At 70.6% G+C, this 22,528-nt stretch carries 21 protein-coding genes; 10 read left to right on the top strand and 11 right to left on the bottom strand.

Going from position 1 to position 22,528, the window contains the following annotated elements; genetic code table 11:
- Positions 1-150: 150 nt before the first annotated feature.
- On the top strand, positions 151-786 hold the full coding sequence (locus tag IE160_RS04340) for a hypothetical protein (protein WP_152583475.1): 636 nt from the start codon (positions 151-153) through the stop codon (positions 784-786).
- Between the two features lie 16 nt (positions 787-802).
- On the opposite strand, the gene IE160_RS04335 is transcribed toward IE160_RS04340, so the two are convergent.
- Positions 803-1,414, bottom strand: a complete 612-nt coding sequence (locus IE160_RS04335; protein ID WP_191151756.1) for a GNAT family N-acetyltransferase — start codon at positions 1,412-1,414, stop codon at positions 803-805.
- Positions 1,415-1,423: 9 nt separating this feature from the next.
- On the bottom strand, positions 1,424-2,107 hold the full coding sequence (locus IE160_RS04330) for a uracil-DNA glycosylase (protein ID WP_191151755.1): 684 nt from the start codon (positions 2,105-2,107) through the stop codon (positions 1,424-1,426).
- A 58-nt stretch (positions 2,108-2,165) separates the two neighbouring features.
- On the opposite strand from IE160_RS04330, the gene IE160_RS04325 reads away from it, so the two are divergent.
- The gene (locus tag IE160_RS04325) at positions 2,166-3,662 is read left to right on the top strand and encodes an MFS transporter (protein WP_179873492.1); all 1,497 of its coding nucleotides are present in this window, start codon (positions 2,166-2,168) and stop codon (positions 3,660-3,662) included.
- Here the strand turns inward: IE160_RS04325 and IE160_RS04320 are convergent.
- Positions 3,619-4,422 (bottom strand): SDR family oxidoreductase, encoded by an 804-nt coding sequence (locus IE160_RS04320; protein WP_191151754.1) that lies wholly within the window; start codon positions 4,420-4,422, stop codon positions 3,619-3,621. The two genes, IE160_RS04325 and IE160_RS04320, sit on opposite strands and share 44 nt — an antisense overlap.
- 43 nt (positions 4,423-4,465) lie before the next feature.
- Between IE160_RS04320 and IE160_RS04315 the strand changes: the two genes are divergently transcribed.
- The 4 genes from IE160_RS04315 (at position 4,466) to IE160_RS04300 (ending at position 9,225) form a co-directional block, all read left to right on the top strand.
- Positions 4,466-5,572: an acyltransferase family protein gene (locus IE160_RS04315; RefSeq protein ID WP_191151753.1), complete on the top strand. Its 1,107-nt coding sequence runs from the start codon at positions 4,466-4,468 to the stop codon at positions 5,570-5,572.
- A 125-nt stretch (positions 5,573-5,697) separates the two neighbouring features.
- On the top strand, positions 5,698-7,014 hold the full coding sequence (locus tag IE160_RS04310; RefSeq protein WP_191151752.1) for a bifunctional o-acetylhomoserine/o-acetylserine sulfhydrylase: 1,317 nt from the start codon (positions 5,698-5,700) through the stop codon (positions 7,012-7,014).
- An 83-nt stretch (positions 7,015-7,097) separates the two neighbouring features.
- Complete coding sequence (gene metX, locus IE160_RS04305) at positions 7,098-8,297, top strand: homoserine O-acetyltransferase MetX (RefSeq protein WP_191151751.1); 1,200 nt, start codon at positions 7,098-7,100, stop codon at positions 8,295-8,297.
- Position 8,298: 1 nt separating this feature from the next.
- Positions 8,299-9,225, top strand: coding sequence for a hypothetical protein (locus IE160_RS04300; RefSeq protein WP_191151750.1), 927 nt, complete (start codon positions 8,299-8,301; stop codon positions 9,223-9,225).
- A 97-nt stretch (positions 9,226-9,322) separates the two neighbouring features.
- On the opposite strand, the gene IE160_RS04295 is transcribed toward IE160_RS04300, so the two are convergent.
- Positions 9,323-9,640 (bottom strand): hypothetical protein, encoded by a 318-nt coding sequence (locus IE160_RS04295; protein WP_179873486.1) that lies wholly within the window; start codon positions 9,638-9,640, stop codon positions 9,323-9,325.
- 320 nt (positions 9,641-9,960) lie between these two features.
- Between IE160_RS04295 and IE160_RS04290 the strand changes: the two genes are divergently transcribed.
- From IE160_RS04290 to IE160_RS04280, 3 genes are read left to right on the top strand one after another with little or no spacing between them, the layout of a single operon-like run.
- Positions 9,961-11,118, top strand: coding sequence for a sensor histidine kinase (locus IE160_RS04290; protein WP_179873485.1), 1,158 nt, complete (start codon positions 9,961-9,963; stop codon positions 11,116-11,118).
- Positions 11,115-12,377: a hypothetical protein gene (locus IE160_RS04285; protein WP_179873484.1), complete on the top strand. Its 1,263-nt coding sequence runs from the start codon at positions 11,115-11,117 to the stop codon at positions 12,375-12,377. The genes IE160_RS04290 and IE160_RS04285 overlap by 4 nt, the downstream gene beginning before the upstream one ends.
- 18 nt (positions 12,378-12,395) lie before the next feature.
- A complete protein-coding gene (locus tag IE160_RS04280) occupies positions 12,396-13,070 on the top strand; it encodes a response regulator (protein WP_152581863.1) in 675 nt (224 codons plus the stop codon).
- A 54-nt stretch (positions 13,071-13,124) separates the two neighbouring features.
- Here the strand turns inward: IE160_RS04280 and IE160_RS04275 are convergent, their stop codons facing one another.
- From IE160_RS04275 to IE160_RS04260, 4 genes are all read right to left on the bottom strand, one after another.
- Entirely contained in the window at positions 13,125-14,528 is a 1,404-nt protein-coding gene (locus tag IE160_RS04275) for an HNH endonuclease signature motif containing protein (protein ID WP_191151749.1), read from the bottom strand.
- Positions 14,529-14,641: 113 nt separating this feature from the next.
- The gene (locus tag IE160_RS04270; RefSeq protein ID WP_191151748.1) at positions 14,642-14,953 is read right to left on the bottom strand and encodes a thiamine-binding protein; all 312 of its coding nucleotides are present in this window, start codon (positions 14,951-14,953) and stop codon (positions 14,642-14,644) included.
- A complete protein-coding gene (locus IE160_RS04265; RefSeq protein ID WP_191151747.1) occupies positions 14,950-16,230 on the bottom strand; it encodes a glycosyltransferase 87 family protein in 1,281 nt (426 codons plus the stop codon). Before IE160_RS04265 ends, IE160_RS04270 begins: the two co-directional genes overlap by 4 nt.
- Before the next feature lie 91 nt (positions 16,231-16,321).
- The gene (locus IE160_RS04260; protein ID WP_191151746.1) at positions 16,322-17,188 is read right to left on the bottom strand and encodes an ADP-dependent NAD(P)H-hydrate dehydratase; all 867 of its coding nucleotides are present in this window, start codon (positions 17,186-17,188) and stop codon (positions 16,322-16,324) included.
- 96 nt (positions 17,189-17,284) lie between these two features.
- Here IE160_RS04260 and IE160_RS04255 point away from each other — a divergent pair, with 96 nt between their 5' ends.
- A complete protein-coding gene (locus tag IE160_RS04255; protein ID WP_224744604.1) occupies positions 17,285-18,367 on the top strand; it encodes an NADH:flavin oxidoreductase/NADH oxidase in 1,083 nt (360 codons plus the stop codon).
- A 12-nt stretch (positions 18,368-18,379) separates the two neighbouring features.
- Here IE160_RS04255 and IE160_RS04250 read toward each other — a convergent pair whose 3' ends face one another.
- The 3 genes from IE160_RS04250 to guaB1 all read right to left on the bottom strand — a co-directional run bounded on the left by IE160_RS04250 (position 18,380) and on the right by guaB1 (position 22,402).
- Positions 18,380-19,423, bottom strand: a complete 1,044-nt coding sequence (locus IE160_RS04250) for a hemolysin family protein (RefSeq protein WP_179873478.1) — start codon at positions 19,421-19,423, stop codon at positions 18,380-18,382.
- The gene (locus tag IE160_RS04245; RefSeq protein ID WP_407941876.1) at positions 19,420-20,721 is read right to left on the bottom strand and encodes a hemolysin family protein; all 1,302 of its coding nucleotides are present in this window, start codon (positions 20,719-20,721) and stop codon (positions 19,420-19,422) included. The genes IE160_RS04250 and IE160_RS04245 overlap by 4 nt, the downstream gene beginning before the upstream one ends.
- A gap of 241 nt (positions 20,722-20,962) precedes the next feature.
- Positions 20,963-22,402 carry a GMP reductase gene (gene guaB1 / locus IE160_RS04240; RefSeq protein ID WP_191151744.1) on the bottom strand — a complete coding sequence of 480 codons (1,440 nt, stop codon included), beginning with the start codon at positions 22,400-22,402 and terminating at the stop codon, positions 20,963-20,965.
- Positions 22,403-22,528 lie beyond the last annotated feature (126 nt).

The raw sequence follows: 22,528 nt of genomic DNA, 5'->3' as shown, positions 1-22,528 counted from the left end.
GCGGCTTCGTATCGATTGCGCAACGAACGCGGGATGCCCCGCTCTGCACCCCCGATCGGAGCACTCTTGGCACAGCTCGGCTGATAGATTCTCGCCCATCAGCCCGGCACCACCGAGGCCCCGGCACCACCGAGAACCGCAAGGAGATCCATGCTCGAGCGACGCCCCCTCTTGCGCCACCGCGTGCTGAGCGGCGCCGCCGCCCTCGTGCTGGTTGCGGGCCTCAGCGCGTGCGCCGCCGAGGAGGAGCCGGTCGACGAGCCCGAGGTCGTGCCCACCGAGACGTCGGAGCCCGAGCCGGAGCCGACGACCGAGCCCGAGCCGGAGGCCTTCGCCCTGCCCGCGGACTGCACGGAGATCTTCCCGCAGGAGCGACTCGACAACCTCGAGGGCCAGAACCTCGTGCTGCGCGGTGGCCCCGGCAGCACGGAGGGCAACGACGTCTTCGTCGACCCCACCCCCGAGCAGCGGGTGGGCGGCATCAGCTGCATCTGGGCGAACCCCGATGGTGAGATCGCCGACCTGCTCATCAGCGTCGCACCGCTGACCCCGTCGACGCGCGCCGGCGTGGTCGACGACCTCACAGCGCAGGGTCTCAACGAGAGCACCCTCGAGGACGGCACGATCACCTACGGCCTGCTCGGCGACGAGCAGGGTGCCCCCGCCATCTACAACGAGGTGCGCATCGACAGCTGGATCTCGGTCATCAGCGCCTTCGGCGGTCAGGTCTTCTACGACGAGGCCGTGGTGTTCGTCGAGGAGATTCGCGGCGAGGTCTACCAGTAGCGCGGTCGGCGGGCGCTCAACGGCGTGCGTCCGCCGGCTGGCTCTTCGACGGCCCGAGCGACTTCTGCAGCAGCACGATGCCCAGCCAACGGTCGAACTTGTAGCCCACGCGCCCCATGGCGCCGGTCTGGCGGAAGCCGAACTTCTCGTGCAGGCGGATCGACGCGTCCGCCCCGCGATCGGCGATCACGGCGATGATCTCCTTGACGCCGGCCTCGCGCGAGCGCTCCATGAGCTCGGCGAGCAGCGCGGTGCCCAGCCCCTTGCCGGTCGAGGCCGGCCCGAGGTAGATGGAGTTCTCGACCGTGTAGCGGTACGCCGCCTTCTCCTTCCACGGGTATACGTAAGCGAAGCCGAGCACCTGATTGGTCGGCGACACGGCCACGATGAAGGGGTACCCGAGCTTCTGCACGTGCGCGAACTTCGCGCGCAGGCCGCGCAGAGTCCAGCTCTTCTCATCGAAGGTCACGGTGCTGTTGGCGACGTAGTGGTTGTAGATCTCGCGGATGTACGGAAGGTCTGCCTCCGTCGCGGGGCGCACGCTGAAGCTGAAGGTCGGCTCGGGCGGCGGTGAGGGGCGCAAGTGGCGCGGCAATCGCCGACGCGGTTGGTACTCCTCCTCCAGCACGCTCCCAGCCTACGACGGCAGGTGCCAGTCGATGCCCGGGGAACCCTGGGAGTCGAGAAGCTCGTTGACGCGACTGAAGGGGCGCGACCCGAAGAACCCGGCGTGCGCCGAGAGGGGGCTCGGGTGCGCGGTCGCGACGATCGGGATGCCGTCGAGCGCCGGCGCGAGCGACTGGGCCTGCCGCCCCCAGAGCACCGCGACGAGGGGGCCGCCGCGCTCGACGAGCGACCGCACCGCGTGCTCGGTGACCTCCTCCCACCCACGACCGCGATGCGAGCCGCTCGCACCCGCGCGCACGGTGAGCACGCGGTTGAGCAGCAGCACGCCCTGGCTCTGCCACGCCGAGAGGTCGCCATGCTCGGCGGGCGTCACCCCGAGGTCGTCGTGCAGCTCGCGGTAGATGTTCGCGAGGCTGCGCGGCAGAGGCCGCACCGAGCGCTCGACGGCGAAGCTCAGGCCGATCGGGTGGCCGGGCGTCGGGTACGGGTCCTGGCCGACGATGAGCACGCGCACCTCGGCGCGCGGCGCCGTGAACGCCCGCAGCACGGCGGGCCCCGCCGGCAGGTACGGACGACCCGCGGCGACCTCGGCCCGCAACCAGCGCCCGAGCTCCTCGATGCGACCCGCGACAGGGGCGAGAGCATCCACCCAGTCCGCAGCCACGAGGTCGCTCAGCGGTCGCGGCGTGCTCATCCGATCACGCTAGCGGGCCGCGCCTCGACATGAGGATGCCGCACGCTAGCATCGCGGAATGGCACAGCTGCTGCGCGGACGGTCTGGGGCGATCACTCTCGGGCTCGTGGGATACCTGTTCTTCGTCGAGTTCGTCAGCGGGGTGCTGCAGGGGTACTACATTCCGCTCATCCCCGACATCGTCGAGTATCTGGGCATCCGCGACCCCGACTTCAACTGGTTCGAGGCCGCGCAGCTGCTGCTGAGCGCCCTCGTCGTGCCGATCCTCGCCAAGCTCGGCGACATGATCGGGCACAAGAAGGTGCTGCTGCTCTCGACCGTGCTCACGGCGGGAGCCAGCTGGTGGCTCGTGTTCGCGGCCGACTTCTGGAGCTTCCTCTTCGCGTGGGCGCTGCAGGGCTTCTATGTCGTGTGGCTGCCGCTCGAGGTCGCCCTCATCTTCGACCGTGGCCGCAGCGAGAAGCGTGGCGCCTCGCAGACCCGTCGCGCTGCCGGGTTCCTCGTCGTCGCCCTCGAGGCGGGCGCCATCGCGGGAGCCCTCGGCGGCGGTCGCTTCTTCGAAGCGGTCGGCGGCAACGTCCCGCTCGCGCTGTCGGTGCCCGCCGCGGCGACGACGGTCGCGTTCTTCGCGATCCTCTTCGGCGTGCCCGAGTCGACGCCCATCCCCGGTCGACGCCTCGACACCGTCGGCTTCGTGCTGCTCACGATCGCGCTGCTGACCATCACGAGCGGCCTGACCTTCCTGCGCATCAACGGGCCGGAGGCCTGGTGGGTCTACCTCCTCATGGCCGTCGGGGTCCTGCTGCTCCTCCCCTTCGGCCGCTGGGTGCTGCGCCACCCCGACCCGGCGATCGACCTGCGCGTGCTGCGCCAGCCGTCGATGTGGCCCATCCAGCTCGTCGCGGGGCTGCTCGGCATCAGCATCCTCGGCGCCCAGGCCCCTCTGAGCCTGTACGCGGGCACTGACCCCGTCGTCGGATACGGCCTGGGGCTGTCTTCCTCGGCGATCTCGAACATCATCGGCGCGTATCTCATCGCCATGATCGTCGGGGCGCTGCTCTTCCCCGTGCTGTCGAACCGCACGACCCCGCGCATCGCGCTCATCGTGGGCACGACCTTCATCGCCGTCGGCTACCTCATGTTCCTGCCCTTCAACGCGACGCCCCTGCAGGTGACCCTCAACATGGTCGTCGCCGGCATCGGGTCGGGTGCGCTCGTCGCCGCTCTCCCCGCAGCCGCCTCCGCCGCCGCGCCGCTCGGCCAGACCGGCATCGCCGCGGGCCTCACCAACACGACGAAGACGATCGGCGGTTCCTTCGCCTCCGCGATCTTCGCCGTCGTGCTCATCTACGCGGGCGGCCAGGCTGCTCTCGAGACCGTGGGAACCTACGCGGGCTACCTCACGGTGTTCGCCATCTGCGGCGGCACGGCGCTCGTGAGCGCGATCCTGCTTCTCGCCGTGCCGAAGCTCGCCTTCAGCGACGAGGTCGTCGCGGGCGAGGCAGCGCCGGTCACTCCCGCGGCGCCTCGCGCGGCCGCAGCGGACCCCGAATGAGCTTGTGCTGCGCGGCCTGCGCGACCGGGCGCATCGTGATCTCGTCGAGATTGATGTGGCCGGGCAGGGCGAGGGACTGCGCGATGACGAGGGCGACATCGTCGGCCGTCAGGGGACGCTCGACCCCCTCGTAGAGCGCCGCAGCACGCTCGGCGTCACCGCCGAGTCGGTGCAGGGTGAACTCGTCGGTGCGCACCATGCCCGGGGCCACCTGCATGACCCGGATCGGCTCGCCCGCGAGCTCGAGACGCAGTGTGTCCATGAGCGCCCGCAGGCCGAACTTCGAGGCCGCGTAGCCTCCGCCGCCCTCGTAGGCGCGCTGACCGGCCGTGGAGGTGACAGCGATCACATCGGCGAACCCTCGCTCGAGGGCTCCCTCGCGCAGCAGCGGCAGCAGGGCGGCGGCGACGCGCTGGGCTCCGAGCACGTTGACCTCGAACATGCGCGCCCAGTCCGCGGGGTCCGCCTCCTCGACGGGGTCGACGCCGATCGCGAGGCCGGCGTTGAGCACGAGCGCGTCGAGCGGCTGACCCGTCGCCGCGATGTCGTCCGCGAGCGCGGCCCGCAGGGCGACCACGTCGTCGTCGCGCGTGACGTCGACGACGCGCACCGAGCATCCGGTCTCCTCCGCGAGCGCCGCGAGGCGGTCCTCTCGGCGGGCCACGGCGAGCACCGACCAGCCCGCGTCGCGCAGGCGGCGCACCGTCGCGGCGCCGATGCCCGAGCTCGCCCCCGTGATGACTGCGCGTCTGCTGTGCATGCGCCTACGGTACTCCGAGCGGGGCGGCGTACCCTTCCTGCCCATGGGGGCTTCATCGACCGCGACCTCGCGCGTGCCCGTCTGGGACAACGCGCGGTTCGTCGCCATCACGTTCGTCGTCGTCGGGCACGGCATTCAGAGGTTCACCTACGACTCCGATGCCGGGCTCGTCGCGTACCTGTTCATCTACGCGTTCCACATGCCGCTCTTCGCGATCATCAGCGGCTACTTCTCGAAGTCGGGGCCGCCGACGGCTCGCCAGATGCGGCGCGTCATCACGGACATCATCGTGCCGTACGTCATCTTCGAGTCGATCTGGACTCTCCTGCACTACGTCGTCGAGGGGCGCGTCGCGGTCAACCCGACGACGCCGTCGTGGACGCTGTGGTTCCTGCTCGCGCTCGGCATCTTCCGGTTGATCCTGCCCTACCTCGCGCTGCTGCGCTGGCCCCTCCTGTGGGCCGTGATCGCCTCGATCGGGGTCGGCTACTTCTCGAACGTCGACTCGACGTTCTCGCTCTCCCGCGCCATCGGCATCCTTCCCTTCTTCGTGCTCGGCTGGAAGCTGCGCGAGTGGCATCTCGTGGAGCGCTGGCGGGTCGCCGAGGCGCCCGCCGCGCTCGTGCGCATGGGCGCCCTCGCCGTGCTCGCCATCTGGGCGGCCGTTCTGTGGGCCTTCATCGACGTGTGGCGCGCGACCGACCTGCGCTTCTGGTTCTTCTACGACGACTCCTACGACGGGCTCGGCGAGGATCAGTGGTGGGCCGGAGCCGTGCGCCTGAGCCTTCTCGCGCTCGCCGTGCTGCTCTCGGCGTGCGTTTTCGTGCTCGTGCCGCGCCGTCAGCTCGTCTTCACGCCGCTCGGGCAGGCGACCATGTACATCTACCTGCTGCACTCCTTCGCGCTCTACCCGATCCGGGAGTCGGGCATCATCGGGGACGAGATCACCGGGTGGCCCTGGCTGCTCGTCATGACGGTCATCTCGATCGGCATCTCGTTCGGCCTCGCGAGCCCGTGGGTGCGGTGGGCGGCACGGCCGCTCGTCGAGCCGCGCCCGCGGTGGTTGCTCCACCGGGAGATCGACACGACGACGGGCCCCATGCGGCTCGGCCCGTCGCGCACCGACCCCACCGGGGCGCGGCGGGGCTGAGCGCACCGCACGTTACGGCGTGTGTCGGGGGCCGTTGACCGCGGGCGCGTGTGGCCGTACCGTCACTGACACGTAGCGCTGACACGTCGCGTCGGCACGCACCGCAGACCCGAGGGAGCTCCACCATGTCCGACACCTGGAAGTTCGAAACGCAGCAGATCCACGCGGGGGCCCAGCCCGACCCGGTGACGAACGCGCGAGCGACCCCGGTCTACCGCACGACCGCCTACGTCTTCAACGACGCCGAGCACGCCAAGAACCTCTTCGCACTCGCCGAGTTCGGCAACATCTACACGCGCATCCAGAACCCCACGCAGGATGTCGCCGAGCAGCGCATCGCCGCCCTCGAGGGCGGCACCGCGGCGCTCCTGCTGTCCTCCGGCCAGTCCGCGACCACCTACGCGGTGCTCAACATCGCGAACGCCGGCGACCACATCGTCTCCTCCTCGAGCGTCTACGGCGGCACGTACAACCTGTTCACGTACACGCTCGCCAAGCTCGGCGTCGAGGTCACCTTCGTGGAGGACCAGGACGACGCGGAGGCGTGGCGCGCGGCGATCCGCCCGAACACCAAGCTCCTCTTCGGCGAGACGGTCGGCAACCCCAAGGTCAACATCCTCGACATCGAGAAGGTCGCCGGCGTGGCCCACGAGGCTGGGCTGCCGCTCATCGTCGACAACACCATCGCGACCCCGTACCTCATCCGCCCCCTCGAGCACGGTGCCGACATCGTCGTGCACTCGGCGACGAAGTTCCTCGGCGGCCACGGCACCGTCATCGGCGGGTTCATCGTCGACGGCGGCAAGTTCGCGTGGTCGAAGAACGTCGAGAAATTCCCCGGTCTCACCGAGCCCGACCCCTCGTACCACGGCGCGAGCTACACGGGCGTGCTGGGCGACGGCATCGCCTACATCATCAAGGCGCGCGTGCAGCTGCTGCGCGACATCGGCTCGGCCATCTCGCCCGACAACGCCTGGCAGCTCATCCAGGGCATCGAGACGCTCAGCCTGCGCATCGAGCGCCACGTGCAGAACGCTCAGGCGGTCGCCGAGTGGCTCGAGAAGCACGACGACGTCGCGACGGTCGACTACTCGGGCCTCGCTTCGAGCCCCTGGTACGAGGCCGGCCAGAAGTACGCCCCGAAGGGCGTCGGCGCGGTGCTCTCCTTCGAGCTCAAGGGCGGCGTTGACGCGGGCCGCGCGCTCGTCGACAGCGTGAGCCTGTTCAGCCACGTCGCCAACATCGGCGACGTGCGCAGCCTCATCATTCACCCGGCCTCGACGACGCACTCGCAGCTCACGCCCGAGCAGCAGCTCTCCGCGGGCGTCACTCCGGGCCTCGTACGCCTCTCCGTGGGGCTCGAGAACCTGGACGACATCATCGCCGACCTCGAGTCGGGATTCGCGGCCGCCCGCGCCGTCTCGGCGGCGAGCGCCCGCTAGCAGCACCCCGTTTCGCACCGCGCCCGGTCTCACGTCGTCATACGACGGGTGGCCGGGCGCGACTGCGACAGAATGGTCTGAGCATGGACTGGCAGACGAGCGAAGACACGGTGCCCTCGGCGTTCATCACCGAGGCGAGCCGCCGCGCGCTGCGCGGCACGCCTCCCACGACGGGCGCGTGGCGCGAGGGAGACGACCCTGGCGAGCGCCGCTTCGTCGACCTCGGGCCGCTCGAACTCGAGTCGGGTCGCTCGCTGCCGCACGTGCGTCTCGCCTACGAGAGCTGGGGCGAGCTCGCCCCCGACCACTCCAACGTGGTGCTCGTGCCGCACGCGCTCACGGGCGACAGCCACCTCATGGGCCCTCCCGGCCCCGGCCACGCGACAGCGGGCTGGTGGGGCGGCATCGTCGGCCCCGGGCTCGCGATCGACACCGACCGCTGGTTTGTGCTGGCCCCTAACGTGCTCGGCGGCTGCCAGGGCTCCACCGGCCCGGCGTCGTTCAGCCCCGACGGCTCCGAGTGGGGCTCGCGCTTCCCCTACCTGACCATCCGCGACCAGGTGGCCGCGCAGCGCATGCTCGCCGATGCCCTCGGCATCGAGCGCTTCGCGGCGGTCATCGGCGGGTCGATGGGGGGCATGCACGCGCTCGAGTGGGCGGTGGAGCATCCCGATCGGGTCGCGCGCGTCGGGGTGCTCGCGGCGCCCGCGTTCTCCAATGCCGACCAGCTCGCCCTCAACTCGGTGCAGATCGAGGCGATTCGCATGGACCCGCTCTTTCGCGAAGGCGACTACTACGACGAGCCGGAGGGGCCATACCGCGGGCTGGCTCTCGCGCGGCGCATGGCACTGCTCAACTACCGTTCTCCCGACGAGCTCAACGCGCGCTTCGAGCGCAGCTGGCAGGGCACGCTCGACCCGCTCGGCCACGGCGGGCGCTTCGCCGTGGAGAGCTACCTCGACTTCCACGGCAACAAGTTCACGCGCCGGTTCGACGCCAACAGCTACATCGCGCTCGTGGAGGCCATGAACTCGCACGACGTGACACGCGGGCGCGGGCCGCTCGCCGAGACGCTCGCGCGCGTGACCGCGACCTGCCTCGTGCTCGGTATCGACAGCGATCGACTGTTCCCGGTCGAGACGCAGCACCTGCTCTCGGCGCACCTGCCGCGCACGATCCACGGCTCCGAGGCGGTCGTCATCAGCTCGCCGTTCGGGCACGACTCCTTCCTCATCGAAGACGACCTCGTGAGCCCCCACCTCGCCGAGCTGCTCTCGAGCTGACGTGCGCGGCCGGGCGGGCTTCCTGCGCGTCTCCGCGCTCGTGCTGCTCGTCGCCCTTCTCACCTCGTGCGCTCCCTCCCGGGGTGCCGACCCGCCCGAATCGCCGCCTCCCCCTGTCGGGCCTGCGTCGAGTGACGAGGTCGATCTCGTGGTGGAGGTCTACCGCACGCGCTTCGACCCCGAGCGCGGCACGATGCAGATCGCGGTGCGCAACGCCGGTGCGACGCCCGTCACGGTCGTGAGTGCGAGCCTTGACTCCCCCGCGCTCACTGGCCCGCTCGCGCGCGACGACGAGACGACGATCCCCGCCGGAGCGACGCGCGACCTGCCCGTGCTCCTCGAGGGCGCCCGCTGCCCCACTTCGACCACCGCGGCGCCGGATGCCCGGCTCGAGATCCTCCTCGCCGACGGCTCCACGGCCGTCGTCGATGAGCCGACCGTCGACCGGCTCGGGCAGTGGGCCGGGTGGCTCGCCGCGACGTGCGAGGCGGCGGCCGTCGACGCGGTCGTGGAGCTCACCCTGCGTCGTGCCCCCGAGCGCGACGTGCTCGACGCAGGGGCGAGCAGCGTGATCGGGCTCGATCTCATCGTCGTCGGTACGGAGACCGCCGACGATGCCGTGATCATCGAGTCGATCGGCGGCACCGTGCTGCTGAGCGTCGTCGACGGCAACGGGCTGCGGGGGTCGAGCATCCCGATCGATGCGCGCGTCTCGCCCGGCGAGCGCACCGTGGTGCCCGTGAACCTGACGCCCGCACGATGCGACCCGCACGCGATCGCGGAGGACAAGCAGGGCACGCGGTTCCCCGCCACCGTGCGGCTCGACAGTGGCGCCGGGCCCGCGATCACCGTGATCGTCGCCGCGGATGACGATGTGCGCTCGGGGCTGTACGACGCAGTCCGTCGTGCATGCGGCCTCCCGGGCTGACGAGGCCTTGGGAGTGGTCTACCCTCCTGGATCGGAGGACGGCACCAGACCCAGGCCAAGTGCGTCAGAGGTTACTGGAGTGGAGACGGCCCTCCCGTCAACGCCTCCAGTAGTCGCACGGCGCAACGTTGATCGACTGATCCGAACCTAGCCACATTCCGGGCGGAAGGCCGCCACTGGGCACGTAGAAAGTTGCGGTGACTCCGTTGCCGTCGGACCCCAAGGAATCGACAAAGTATGTTGCGTCGGGCTCCATCGAACCCACCCCGCCGAAGCCACTGCCGGGAGAGACAGCGTTGTACGCGAGAGGGTCTCCGGTGCTTAGCTTCTGCGAAGGGTCCCACTCGGCGATCGTTTCTGGGTACTTCCTGTCGCCCTCGACGACCACCGCCTGCGAGATCAGCATCTCGGACAACTCGAGATCCTCGCAAGCAACGACCACCAGACCCTCGTCTCCCTCGCCAAGAGCGAACGGGCCTCGATCTGCGGGCACTCCGCCGCACGAGGTGAAGAGTGAAGCCGCGCCCAACACGAGCCCGAGCGCGGCGAGAGGCCGAAGCATCAGCACTCCCGTCCACCTGTCGCCACCTACGACCGGATGGCAGCCAGGTTATCGCGACCTATCTGACCCGAGCATTCCGCGGACACTGCCCTGCCCGGTGCGGCCTCCCGGTTCGCAGGCCACGCTGGTGCCAGACTGAGCGCGATGAGGTATGTCACCAGGGCGACGCCGCGATGATCGAGCGCGAGCGCAAGCTGCTGCTGCAGCGCGCGGCACGCGCCTTCGGGCTGTGCGGCGTGCTGCTCGCAGGGTTGAGCCTCTCGTTGCCGGGGGTCGTCGACGCCGACGTGCTGCCGAGCGTGCTCATTCTGCTCATCGCTCAGGCGGGCGCCCTCGTCATGGTGGGGCGCAGCTCTCACCTCGGCTGGGTCGTACTCACGATCCTGCTCGGCTTCGGCGCGCTCGCCCTCGCGCAGCTGCCCTGGGGGCAGGGCTCCTCCCTCGCCCTCCCGCTCTCCCTCGCGCCGCTCGGCGCCGCGGGGCTCGCGGGCGTCGGCATGGTGCTCAGCGAGGGCACGGTGCGCTGGCTCGTGTGGGCCGCGGGAACCCTCGGCAGCAGCCTGCTCGTCGCAACCGCGGGCCCAACGGGCGGACTCATCTCGACCCCGGCCATCGCGACGCTCGCCTCGTGGGTCATCATGCTCATCATCGGCACCTGGGTCACCGTGGGAGTGGAGCGAGCACTGCGCCGCATCGACGGCATCGGCCGCGCGCACACCGTCGAACGGCAGGCGAGCGAGACGGAAGCGCAGCGGCGGCAGAGCGCGCGACTGCTGCACGACACCGTGCTCGCCACCCTCACCCTGCTCGCCCACTCGGGCGTCGGCGTCACCGAGGAGGCCATGCGCGAGCAGGCAGCGGAAGACGCACGGCTGCTGCGCCAGCTGCGGCTCGGCTCGACCCCCATGCCGCGATTCTCGGGCTCCTACAGCCTCGAACCTGTCGCCGAGACGCCGCTCGGCACGACCCTCGAGTCGGTCAAGAACCGCTTCGGTCGCATGGGGCTCGATGTGCGCTGGCACGGCACCGGCCAAGTGCTGCTGCCGAGCGACGTGCTCGACGCCTTCCTGCTCGCCCTCTCCGAGTCGCTCGAGAACGTGCGCCGTCACGCCGGCGTCGAGCACGCCGACGTCACCATTACGCAGACCGACGACTCCCTGCGCGCCGTCATCACCGACGCCGGGGTCGGCTTCTCGCCCGAAGAGATCGCCGCCTCCAGCCTCGGCTTCACCGAGTCGATCGTCGCCCGCCTGCGCGACGTCGGCGGCTCCGCACGCGTGTTCTCCACCCCGGGCGCCGGCACGACCGTGATTCTGGAGGTGCCGCGATGAGCACTCACCAGCTGCCCGAAGAATCCACTCTCGGCGGGTCGGTGCGCCCCGCTGGCGCGCGCTCCTCCAACCGCCGCGGCTCCCCCACCTCGACGCACGCCTCCGCGCTCGGCTCCGGCTTCCTCGGCATCGGCGTCGCCATCATTGCCGCCCTGCAGTCGATGCTCGGCATCGCCCTGTTCATGTCGCGTGCCGGCGACTACCCGACCCTGCTGCCGGTCGTCGGAGCCTGGCTGCTGCTCATGGTCACGTTCCTCGGCCTCACCATCACGATCTCCGCGACCGGTGAGCGGCTGCCCGATTGGCTCTACTTCTTCTTCCTCGCCGCACTCGGCGCCGTCGTCTGGCTCGACTTCGTCGCGATTGCGCCGCTCCAGAACGTGGGCACCTATGCGACAGCCTCCATCTCGGCGGGCTTCGTGCTGCTCATCATCGTCACGCTGCGCGCCCAGTGGGAGGTGCTGCTCGCCACCGGCGCACTCGCGGTCGCCTTCATCGTCGCGATCCTCACCACGACGCCCCTCACCCCCACGACGCTCCCCGCCCAGATGGTCGTCGTCGCGCTCGCGGTCGGCCCCGGCCTCACGGGCGTCCTGCTCGTGAGCGGATTCGAGAGGATGCTCAAGCGCGAGCTCGACCGCGTGCTCGTCCAGTCGACGGTCACCGCACCGCGCCTCGCCGTGGGCATGCTCGCCTCCGAAGAGCTCGCCCGACTCGACCAGGATGCCGAGGAGCTGCTCGAGTCGGTCGCGACGGGCACCGCCCCCCTGCCGCTGCCGCCGGCTCTCGCCGCACGCGCCTCCGGGCTCGCCACCGAGCTGCGGCTGCACCTCATCGAAGGGCGACGCGAGACGTGGCTCTTCCACGCTGTCACCGAGTCTGAGCACCTCGGCCCCCGCGTCACCGTGAGCGACCCCGCCGCGCTCGCCGGACTGCTCGACAGCACCCAGCGGGATGCCCTGCTCGCCGCGATCTGGCTGCTCGCCTCCGACCCCGCCTCAGGTGCGCCTCCGAGACTCATCGATGTGGCCCTCGGCCCGCTCTCCTCTCCCGACCCGGATAGCGCCTCCGAGCAGCAGGAGACGATCATCCCGCTCGTGCTGTCGGTGGCGGGCGTGAAGCGAAATCGTGTCGACCCCGGTGTGTGGGAGGCCCTCGACCGGGTCGGGCGATACAGTGACAGCACAGCGAACGGCAGGTTTCGCATCGAGCTGGACTGCTCGGTCGAGAACCCGGTCGACGCAGCGCGACCCAGCTGAGCTATGCAGGAGGAACCGATGGCAGCGACGGACACCCCCATTCGACTGGCTCTGGTCGACGACCACCGCATGCTGCTCGGGGCACTCACCGAGTGGATTCGCCAGGCAGCCGACGACATCGACATGGTCGCCGCGGTCGCCACATGGCCTGACCTGCTCTCGCACCCGGCCTTCCCCGTCGACGTCGTGCTGCTCGACCTCGACCTCAAAGACAACATCCCCGTCTCGCTGAAGATTCAGACCCTCAAGTCGACGGGCGTGCGCGTCGTGCTCATGAGCACCTACAGCGAGCCCAACGTCGTGCGCGAGGCCCTCAATGCCGGTGCGCTCGGCTACCTCGTCAAGAGCGAGGACGCGGGCATGATCGTCGAGGCGATCCGCGCCGCGCATGCGGGCGAGTCGTTCATCTCCGCCGAGCTCGACCTCGCGCTCAACGCCGCCGACGTCGGCGGGTCACCGCGCCTGAGCGCGCAGGAACGCCGTGTGATGGCCCTGTACGGCGCCGGGGAACCGGTCAAGTCGGTCGCGTACCAGCTCGGCATCTCGGAAGAGACGGCGAAGAGCTACCTCAAGCGCATCCGCGAGAAGTACCGCATCGCGGGCATCGACGTCGGCACCAAGGTGGGCTTGCGCAAGCAGGCGATCAACGACGGCATTCTCGTCGACGCCCCGGGCGGAGGCGGCGGGCTCTAGCCGTCACCCCAGCTGCGAACGGCATGCACCAGGCCAGGGCGCAGCACCGCGCACTCAACTGGTGTCGGTGCTTTCTCGCGCTCTCGGCGGTGCCGGGCCGCCCTCGGGATGGGTCACGTAGGTGGACCCGCTCGGTGATCGCCAGCGCAGGACGCCGCCGCCCTGCTGCGACACCTGCCACGCACTGCGATGCTTCAACTGATGGTGCGCCGGGCACAGGTGCGCCAGATTGTCGATCGACGTGGTGCCGCCGAACTGCCAGTCGATCGTGTGATCGATGTCGCTGCGACGTGCTGATCGACCGCACCCCGGAAACCTGCACGTGCGATCGCGAATGCGCAGGGCCGCCGTCAGGTCAGCGGGCACCGCATAGCGATCACGCCCGACCGAGAGCACCGCGCCCGACTCTGGATGCCTGAGCAGTCGAGTGAAGGAGGGCGCACGCGCAGCCAGTTCTCGAGCCGTGTCGTCGTCGAGCGGGCCGTAACCCTCGAGCTCCGCTTGCGGGATGAACGCGGCGGTGATGGGCACTGAGGTTGCGGGCGCTGAGGTTGCGGGCGCTGAGGTTGTGGGCGCTGAGGTTGTGGGCGCGGGCGACGTGTTCGTCGCCGCCGCGCCGAGCAGGCGTTCGACCGGCACGGTGACGTGCACCGTCGCGCGAATTCCCGTGCCGCATCCCGTCGCATCGACAACCCCGTCGACGAGGAGGTCGGTGAACACGTCGGCGCGCAGCTGCGAGAGAGTGCGCGAGTCGTCGTCGCTGCCCGACGCCGTGCGCGTGACGTCGAGCGCCACCGTCGTGAGTCGCTCGTAGATGGCGCTCGCTCGTGCTGCCGGCAAGAAGGCGCTCAACCAGGCCATGCCGTCGTGCGCGGGCTCGAGACTCACGTTCCGCTCCGTCTCACCCGCCTTCACACGCTGCTCGATGCTCTCGGGGTGGCAGCGCTCGCGTTCGATGCGCGCACGGGGGCGAAGACGGGCGGCGGTGAGTCGCGCGGCCACCGGCAGCACGGCGGATTCGAAGCCAGGGAGAGCCGCGTCAGGCAACGACCGAGCCTCGTCGATGATCACCTGGGCGTGCCGATAGCTGATCGAGCCCTCGGCCAGAGCACGATGGGTCGCGCTCAGGTGACGTACGAGCTTGTCGCTCTCGTCGATCAACCGCTCGGCCGAGCGCTCAGGCACGCGCAGCGCGCACGCCACCTCGCTCGCGAGCACTCGGTGCGCGAGCTGCCGACGCGCCGACGGCGAGTCGGCACGCTGCAGCTCAGCAGACTCTGCGTCGGCGGTCAGCTCGGCGAGTTGACGCGCTCGGTCGATCACCTCGGCGCGCATCGCCTGCGCCCTCGCCATGACACTCTCCAGAGTGGCGGCCGCCTGCAGAAGATCGGCGAGCGAATCGTCGAGCACCGTCGACGGGCGCGGGTGCTCAGTGAGCGAGAGCCCGGGTGCGTCCATGAGGCAATCACACCATCGACCACCGACACTCTTCAGTCGACGAAATGACCGGTGTAGGCAGCGAGTTCTCGCCGTTCCGCTGCGAATCGAGCGCGGCCTCGAGGCAGCGGGCTCTAGCCCTCTCCCTGCGCGTCGAGCGCCGCCTCGAGCCGCTCGATCTTGCCGTCGAGCTCGCCGGTGTGCCCGGGCCGGTAGTCGGCCTTGAGCACGAGCGAGACCCGCGTGCCGTGCTCCGCCACGGCGAGGGTCGCGCGCTTGACGACCTCCATGACCTCGTCCCACTCCCCCTCGATCTCGGTGAACATCGAGGAGGTGCGGTTGGGGAGGCCGGAGTCGCGCACGATGCGCACGGCCGCCGCGACGGCGTCGTGCACAGAATCCGACGACGTACCACCCGAGGGGGCGACCGAGAACGCGACGATCATGAGGATGCTCCTTCCGTGAGCTTGCGGGAATCGTACGCGCCCGACCGGCGCGGGTCGCGTAGCAGGCCCGTCAGGCGCGAGACGGCCCACGCCCACAGTGCCAGGTAGAGCAGGTTGCGCACGGTGAGCACGAGCACGAGCACCGGGTCGAGCGCGAGCAGCCGCTCGTAGAGCACGGGGTACACGACCTGGGTCGAGGCCGCGATCGCCAGTGCGAGGACAGCGGGCACGACGAACGACTCGCCACCACGCCGCTGCAGCAGGAGACCCAGGATGACCGGCACGACGACCCACGAGGCGAGCTGCGGCGACCCCACCTTGTTGACGAGCACGAGCGACATGACGAGGGCGAGGGCCAGCACGGGCAACAGCCTCGCCTCCGCCACGCCGCGTCGCACCGCGAGCAACCCGAGCACCGCGACCGCGATCACGACCAGTGCAAGGGCAGGCGTCGTGAGCGCCGCGGTGAGATCGGTGCCGGCGCCAAGGACCTGGAAGGTCAGCAGCGCCGGATCGTACGCGACCTGCGCACCGCCCTGCCCCGCGACAGCGGCCCACAGCCACGGCGTCGCGACAGGCGATTCGACCTGCAGCCCGCGCGCACTCTGCTCGGTGACCGCGCTGAACAGCGCTGCCCCCGCACCGAGGGCAAGCCCCACCCCGACCACGACGAGGCTCACGGCGACCGCCCCCACGAGCACCGAGACCCGTCTCCGCACGGCGATGAGCGCTGCAACGAGCAGTGCCGCGGGCCACACCTTCACCCAGGCGCCGACCGCGAGCAGGGCGCCCGCCCATCGGGGGTGGTCGGGCAGCAGCACGACGGCCACGATCGCGAGCGCGACCGTCACGGCGTCGATGCGGCCGAGCGCGATGGGCCCGAGGAGCAGGAGGAAGAGCATCCAACCCGCGGCGATCGCGGCACGCGACGCGGGCACGATCGCCCGAGCGCCCAGAAGGGCGAGGAATGCCGCGGCGTGGAGGGCCGTCACCATGCCGAGCCACACCGTGCCGTACCACTCGGGCCCCGCCGCGTAGGCGGCAAGCATCGGCACGAGAGCGAGCAGCGGGTAGACCCACGAGGTGTCGATGCCCACCCACTGGCCGTCGACAAGGCCCCGCTCCACCCAGAACGGGTAGACGTGCAGGACGTCGCCGAACGGCTGGCCGGGCCCGATCAGATTCAGGATGCCCAGCCAGGCATGTACGAGAGCGAACAGCACCCACAGCACGAGAGCGCGCCGCCCGAGCGCGAGGAATCGTGCGGTGGCCGGCATGCTCGCCAGCGTAGTGCCGCTCTCGGAGCGACGGCGCTCGTGCGCGCAGACCTGCAGGCTTCAGGCGCTCAGCCCCGCCGCCGCCAGGTGCTCAGGCCCGCAGCACGAGCAGTTCGGCGATCGCCGGGCCCAGCCGGCCGCACAGATCGAGCACCGTGAAGGGGCCACCACCGGAGGCCGCTCGCCCCGCCCGACCGTGCAGCACTGCGGCCGTCGCCGCGAGCGGGCCGAGCAGGCTCGGGTCGTCAAGCACGGCCCGGGAGTGGGTCGCGACGAGCGCCCCGAGGATGCCCGCGAGAGCGTCCCCTGCGCCCGCGGTCGCCAGCCACGCGGGCGCTTGCTCCACGTGCAACGGCGCACCCGTCGGCCCCACGACCGTCGTGCGGTAGCCCTTGAGCAGCACCGTCGCGGCGTAGCGCTGCGCGGCCCTGCGTGCACTCGCCACCGGATCGGCCTCGACGCTCGCTCGCTCGACCCCGAGCAGCCGCGCAAGCTCGCCCGCGTGCGGCGTCAGCACCATGGGGCCGGCGCGGCCCTCCGCCCGTGCGAGCGCTCCCGCGTCGAGCACGAGCGGCAGTCCGCTGCTCAGCGCCCGCTCGACGTGCTCGGTCACCTCGGAGTCTGCCCCGCCGTCCTCGTCGGGCCTCGGCATGCCCGACCCGAGCAGCCACGCCTGCACGCGACCGGGCGCGGTGACGACCTCGGGCCGTCGGTGCAGCACGAACTCGGCGGCACGGGACGGGCCCAGGTAGCGCAGCATGCCGACTCCCGTGCGCAGCGCCGCCTCGACGGTGAGCACAGCGGCACCGGGATACACGGCGCTACCGCTCACGACGCCGAGCACGCCGCGGGAGTACTTGTCGTCGGACGGCCCCGGCACGGCGAGATGATCGGCCGCCTCACGCAACCCGAACTCGACGCTGTCGTCGCTCGTCGCGCCCTGCGCCTCCGGCTCCATCGGGCCACCCTATCGAGCGCGTGCGGGCGCCACGCGGGAATGCACCGGCCATCCGTCCGCTTGGATGAGAGTGTGACCTCCGCTCTCTTCAGCCCCATGACCCTCCGCTCGCTCACGATGCGCAACCGACTCTGGGTAGCCCCGCTCTGCCAATACTCCGTCACCGAGGCCGATGGCGTGCCGACCGACTGGCACCTCGCCCACCTGGGTTCCTTCGCACGCGGCGGCGCGGGCCTCGTCATGGCGGAGGCCACGGCGGTGACGCCCGAGGGTCGCATCAGCCCGCACGACACGGGCATCTGGTCCGACGACCAGCGCGAGGCCTGGCGCCGCATCGTGCAGTTCGTGCACTCGCAGGGCGTCGCGGCTGGCCTGCAGCTCGCGCACGCGGGGCGCAAGGCCTCCGTCTACCCCGAGTGGGGCGAGACCACGGAGGGGCACTCCGGCAGCGGCACGATGCCGGTCGAGCAGGGGGGCTGGCAGACCGTCTCGGCCTCGCCGATCGCCTTCGAGGGATACGCGCCACCCGTCGCCCTCGACGAGCAGGGCATCGAGGATGTTCGGCTCGCCTTCATCGCGGCCGCCCGCCGCGCCGTCGACGCGGGCTTCGACCTCGTCGAGGTGCACGCCGCCCACGGGTACCTCCTGCACCAGTTCCTCTCCCCCCTCTCCAACGAGCGCGCCGACCAGTGGGGCGGCAGCCTCGAGAACCGTGCACGGCTGCTGCTCGACATCGTGCGCGGGGTGCGCGCCGAGGTCGGCCCCGACCTGCCCGTGCTCGTGCGCTTCTCGGGCACCGACTGGACGGAGGGCGGCTGGGACGAGCAGCAGACCGCGACGGTCGCCGCGTGGGCGCTCGAGGCGGGCGCCGACCTGTTCGACATCTCGAGCGGCGGCCTCGTGCGGGCCCGCATTCCCGTGGGCCCCGGCTACCAGGTTCCCCTCGCCGAGCACGTGCGCACCGCAGGCGGAGTGCTCGTCAACGCCGTCGGGCTCATCACCGACGCCGAGCAGGCCGAGCACATCATCGCGAGCGGCCAGGCCGACGCAGTCATGATGGGGCGCGAGTGGATGCGCGACCCGCACGCGGGGCTGCGCTTCGCTCAGCAGCTCGGCGTCGAGGACGCCGTGGCTCCCTGGCCGCCGCAGTACGAGCGCGCGCGGCCCTACCCGGCCTAGCTGCGTCGCGCCCTAGCGACGCCTCGTGGCGTCCTGCACCTCGCCGACGAGCTCCTCGATGATGTCCTCGAGGAAGAGGACGCCGCTCGTGCGGCCTTCGGCGTCGACGGCGCGCGCAAGGTGGGCACCCGAGCGCCGCATGATCGCGAGAGCGTCCTCCAGGTCGGCGGTCGCGAGGATCGAGACGAGGCGACGGATGCGCTTGGGCGGCACCGGGTCGTCCTGCTCGTCCTCGGGCAGATCGATGACGTCCTTGAGGTGCAGGTAGCCGGTCGGCTCGCCGCGCTCGTCGACGAGCGGGTACCGGCTGAAGCCGCGCTGCGCAACGGCGCGCTCCAGGTCGATCGCCGAGGCGTCCTCCGGCAGGGCCACGAGCGTGTCGAGCGGCAGCGCGACATCGTCGACGATCTTCGTCGTGAACTCGAACGCCGCCGTGAGCGCACCAGAGGTATCCATGAGCAGTCCCTCCCGCGTGGACTGCTGCACGATCGTCTCGACCTCCTCGAGCGTGAACGCACTCGTGGCCTCATCCTTCGGCTCGACCCCGAACAGCCTCAGCACGCCGTTGGCGATGCCGTTGAGACTCCAGATGATGGGGGCGAAGATACGCGCGACGGTTACGAGCGGCGGCGCGAGGATGAGCACCGCGCGCGTCGGCAGCGAGAAGGAGAGGTTCTTGGGCACCATCTCACCGAGCACGACGTGCAGGTAGGAGACGAAGAGCAGCGCGATCGTGAAGGCGATGCCCGCGATCCACTCGGGGCCGAGCCCCGTGAGCTCGAGCGGAACCTCCAGGAGGTGCTTGATGGCCGGCTCGGAGACGTTGAGGATGAGGAGCGAGCACACCGTGATGCCCAGCTGGCTCGTCGCGAGCATGAGCGTCGCGTGCTCCATGGCCCATAGGGCCGTCTTCGCAGCCCGGGAGCCCTTCTCGGCGCGCGGCTCGATCTGGGAGCGCTTCGCCGAGATGACGGCGAACTCGGCGCCGACGAAGAAGGCGTTGCCCGCGAGCAGGATCACGAGCCACGCGATGCCCCACCAGTCAGATTCGCTCATCGCAGCTCACCCGCCTCGACGGTCTCGACCTCGTCGCGGGCTCGCGGCGTGAAGCGCACGCGGTCGATGCGCCGCCCGTCGAGCCGCTCGATGCGGAAGGTCCCCTCGGGGATCTCGATCGTGTCAGCCACACGGGGCAGGCGCCCCAGTTCGGCCATGAGGTAGCCACCCACGGTCTCCCACGGCCCGTCGTCGGGCACCGTGACGCCGGCGCGGTCGCGCAGCTCGTCAGGCCGGAGGATGCCGGGGAAGGTCAGCCAGTCGCGCGAGCGCACGACATCGACGATCGCGCGATCGTGCTCGTCGCTCACCTCGCCCACGAGCTCCTCGACGAGGTCTTCGAGCGTCGCGACGCCCGCGGTGCCGCCGTACTCGTCGACGACGATCGCCATCTGGTAGCCCTGGGCGCGCAGCTCACCCAGCAGGGTGTCGAGCTTCATGGTCTCGGGCACGCGCAGAGCATCCGACTGCAGAGCGCTCGCGGGAACATCCGCGCGCCGCTCCCGCGGCACGGCGACCGCCTGCTTGACGTGCACGATACCCACGATGTCGTCGATGGAGTCGTCGACGACGGGGAACCGCGAGTGCCCCGTGCGCCGTGCGAGATCGATGACGTCCTGCGCGGAGTCTCCGCGCTCGACCGCCGCGACGCGGGGGCGGGGCGTCATGACGTCTTGCGCGGAGTGCTGCGAGAACGCGAGAGTGCGCGAGAGCAGCGTGGCCGTGTCGGCCTCCAGACTGCCCTGGCTCGCCGAGCGGCGCACGAGCGAGGCGAGCTCCTCGGCCGTGCGCGCACCGCTCAGCTCCTCCTTCGGGTCGACGCCCATCGCCCGCAGAAGCGTGTTCGCCGAGTTGTTGAGGAAGACGATCGCGGGCCGGAAGACGGTGGTGAACGCCCACTGGAACGGGATGACAAGCTTCGCAGTCTGCCGGGGCAGCGAGAGTGCGAAATTCTTCGGCACGAGCTCTCCGACGATCATCGACAGGAGCGTCGCGGCGACGATCGCGGTGACGGAGCCGACGGGCCGCACGGCGGCCTCGGGCAAGCCCAGCGCCGTCAGCGGCCCGGCGAGCAAGCTCGAGATCGCGGGCTCCATCGTGTAACCCGTGAGGAGCGTCGTGAGCGTGATGCCCAACTGCGCGCTCGAGAGGTGCGTCGAGGTGATCTTGAGCGCCGAGATCGTCGGCCCGAGCCGCTTCTCACCCCGCGCTTGACGTGCCTCAAGCTCGGAGCGGTCGAGGTTGACGAGCGCGAACTCGCTCGCCACGAAGAGACCGGTGCCGATCGTCAGCAGCACACCGAATCCGAGGAGAAGCCACTCGCCCCCTGGAAGGGCGCCGCCGGCGAGGGCCGCGCCAAAGACCTCAGCGCCCACGGGCGGGGCCCATCGCGCATCGGGCAGAAATCAGAGAGTGCGGACTATGAGGAGGCTCCGCAGGGGCTGACGGGGGTTCCATTATCGCGCCAGTATAGGGCCCCGTACGGGCTCGCCCCCTGCGAGTTCGCCTGCGTGCGAATTCGCCTGCGTGCGAATTCGGCTACCAGGAGACCGGCAGGGCCTTGCCCTCGTCGTACCCCGCAGCCGACTGCGTGCCCACGACGGCGCGGTCTCGGAACTGCTCGAGGGTCGAAGCGCCCGCATACGTCATCGAGCTGCGCAGGCCCGACGTGATCATGTCGAGCAGGTCGTCGAGGGAGGGGCGCTCGGGGTCGAGGTAGATGCGCGAGCTGGAGATGCCCTCCGCGAAGAGAGTCTTGCGGGCGCGCTCGAAGGCGTCCAGGCGCCGGAACCGCTGCTCGACCGCTTTCGTCGAAGCCATACCCCAACTGCTCTTGAACGCCCGCCCCGTGTCGTCGAGCTCGATGTCGCCGGGCGACTCGAGCGTGCCCGCGAACCACGAGCCGATCATGACGGCCGAGGCGCCCGCCGCGAGCGCCAGGGCCACGTCGCGCGGGTACCGCACTCCCCCGTCGGCCCACACCCATGCGCCGTGCTCACGAGCCGCCTCTGCCGTCTCGAGCACCGCCGAGAACTGCGGGCGCCCGACCGCGGTCATCATGCGCGTCGTGCACATCGCCCCCGGCCCCACGCCGACCTTCAGGACGTCTGCCCCCGCCTGCGCGAGCTCGACGGCCGCCTCCGCGGTGACGACATTGCCCGCGACGATCGGCACGCCCAGGTTGCGCGCGCTCACCTCGCGAATGGCCAGCACCATCTGCTCCTGGTGCCCGTGCGCCGTATCGAGCACGAGCACGTCAACACCCGCCTCGACGAGGGCCGTGGCCCGCTCGGCAGGATCACGCGTGACGCCGACCGCGGCGGCGACGCGCAGCCTGCCGTGAGCATCCAGAGCAGGAGGGTAGATCGTGGACCGCACGGCGCTGCGGGCACTGAGCGTCGCGATGATCTCGCCGTGGTGCCGCACCGCGACCGCCTCGACGCCCGCGGCCTCGATGAGGGCGAACGCGGCGCGGGAGTCGGTGACATCCTCATCGTCGATCGCGGGAATTTCATCGGCCACGACGTCGGTGATCCGCGCATCGGGCAACCAGTGACGCAGTGCCGACACCGGGAGGCACCGAGCCGGACGATCCTCGGCGTCGAGAATCGTCACGACGGCTCCCGGGGAGTCGTAAGCGCGTGCGAGTGCCTGACCGACCGTAGCGTCAGCGGGGACGCGCACGAGAGGGTCGTACAGCGTCGGGGCGCCCTTCACGTGCTGAATCGCCGCATCGAGATCCTGCAGGGCGAGGTCCTGCGGCAGCACGCCGACACCGCCGCGTCGCGCCATCGCGGCCGCGAGCCGAGGCCCCGTGACCGAGGTCATGTTGGCGGCGACGAGCGGCATGCGCAAGCCGCACGCATCCTCGACCGTCAGATCGACGGAGAGCCTGCTGCCGACGCTCGAACGCTGCGGCACGAGGAACACGTCGGAGTAGGTCAGGTCGTGGGAAGGACGCTCGGTAAGAAATCGCACATATTAACGCTAGCGGCACGGCCTGCGCGGCTCGGACGCCCCCGGCGAGCGGTTAAGCTAGTGGCCACGGCGGTTCAGCGGGTGAACCGCACAGCGACAAAATCTAGCGAAGCGAAAGTGGGCGGT

The sequence above is a fragment of the Chryseoglobus sp. 28M-23 genome, assembly GCF_014789785.1.
Taxonomy (GTDB): Bacteria; Actinomycetota; Actinomycetes; order Actinomycetales; family Microbacteriaceae; genus Microcella; species Microcella indica.
This window is presented reverse-complemented; position numbering and strand designations above follow the sequence as displayed.

What these genes read in the sequence shown, in the direction of transcription:
- IE160_RS04265 (WP_191151747.1), bottom strand. Translation starts at nt 16,230, where the DNA reads ATGCCGGCCACCGCACGATTCCTCGCGCTCGGGCGGCGCGCTCTCGTG.
- IE160_RS04260 (WP_191151746.1), bottom strand. Translation starts at nt 17,188, where the DNA reads ATGGAGCCGGAGGCGCAGGGCGCGACGAGCGACGACAGCGTCGAGTTC.
- IE160_RS04325 (WP_179873492.1), top strand. Translation starts at nt 2,166, where the DNA reads ATGGCACAGCTGCTGCGCGGACGGTCTGGGGCGATCACTCTCGGGCTC.
- IE160_RS04330 (WP_191151755.1), bottom strand. Translation starts at nt 2,107, where the DNA reads ATGAGCACGCCGCGACCGCTGAGCGACCTCGTGGCTGCGGACTGGGTG.
- IE160_RS04310 (WP_191151752.1), top strand. Translation starts at nt 5,698, where the DNA reads ATGTCCGACACCTGGAAGTTCGAAACGCAGCAGATCCACGCGGGGGCC.
- IE160_RS04280 (WP_152581863.1), top strand. Translation starts at nt 12,396, where the DNA reads ATGGCAGCGACGGACACCCCCATTCGACTGGCTCTGGTCGACGACCAC.
- IE160_RS04250 (WP_179873478.1), bottom strand. Translation starts at nt 19,423, where the DNA reads ATGAGCGAATCTGACTGGTGGGGCATCGCGTGGCTCGTGATCCTGCTC.
- IE160_RS04270 (WP_191151748.1), bottom strand. Translation starts at nt 14,953, where the DNA reads ATGATCGTCGCGTTCTCGGTCGCCCCCTCGGGTGGTACGTCGTCGGAT.
- IE160_RS04320 (WP_191151754.1), bottom strand. Translation starts at nt 4,422, where the DNA reads ATGCACAGCAGACGCGCAGTCATCACGGGGGCGAGCTCGGGCATCGGC.
- IE160_RS04315 (WP_191151753.1), top strand. Translation starts at nt 4,466, where the DNA reads ATGGGGGCTTCATCGACCGCGACCTCGCGCGTGCCCGTCTGGGACAAC.
- IE160_RS04290 (WP_179873485.1), top strand. Translation starts at nt 9,961, where the DNA reads ATGATCGAGCGCGAGCGCAAGCTGCTGCTGCAGCGCGCGGCACGCGCC.
- IE160_RS04340 (WP_152583475.1), top strand. Translation starts at nt 151, where the DNA reads ATGCTCGAGCGACGCCCCCTCTTGCGCCACCGCGTGCTGAGCGGCGCC.
- metX (WP_191151751.1), top strand. Translation starts at nt 7,098, where the DNA reads ATGGACTGGCAGACGAGCGAAGACACGGTGCCCTCGGCGTTCATCACC.
- IE160_RS04255 (WP_224744604.1), top strand. Translation starts at nt 17,285, where the DNA reads ATGACCCTCCGCTCGCTCACGATGCGCAACCGACTCTGGGTAGCCCCG.
- IE160_RS04285 (WP_179873484.1), top strand. Translation starts at nt 11,115, where the DNA reads ATGAGCACTCACCAGCTGCCCGAAGAATCCACTCTCGGCGGGTCGGTG.
- IE160_RS04275 (WP_191151749.1), bottom strand. Translation starts at nt 14,528, where the DNA reads ATGGACGCACCCGGGCTCTCGCTCACTGAGCACCCGCGCCCGTCGACG.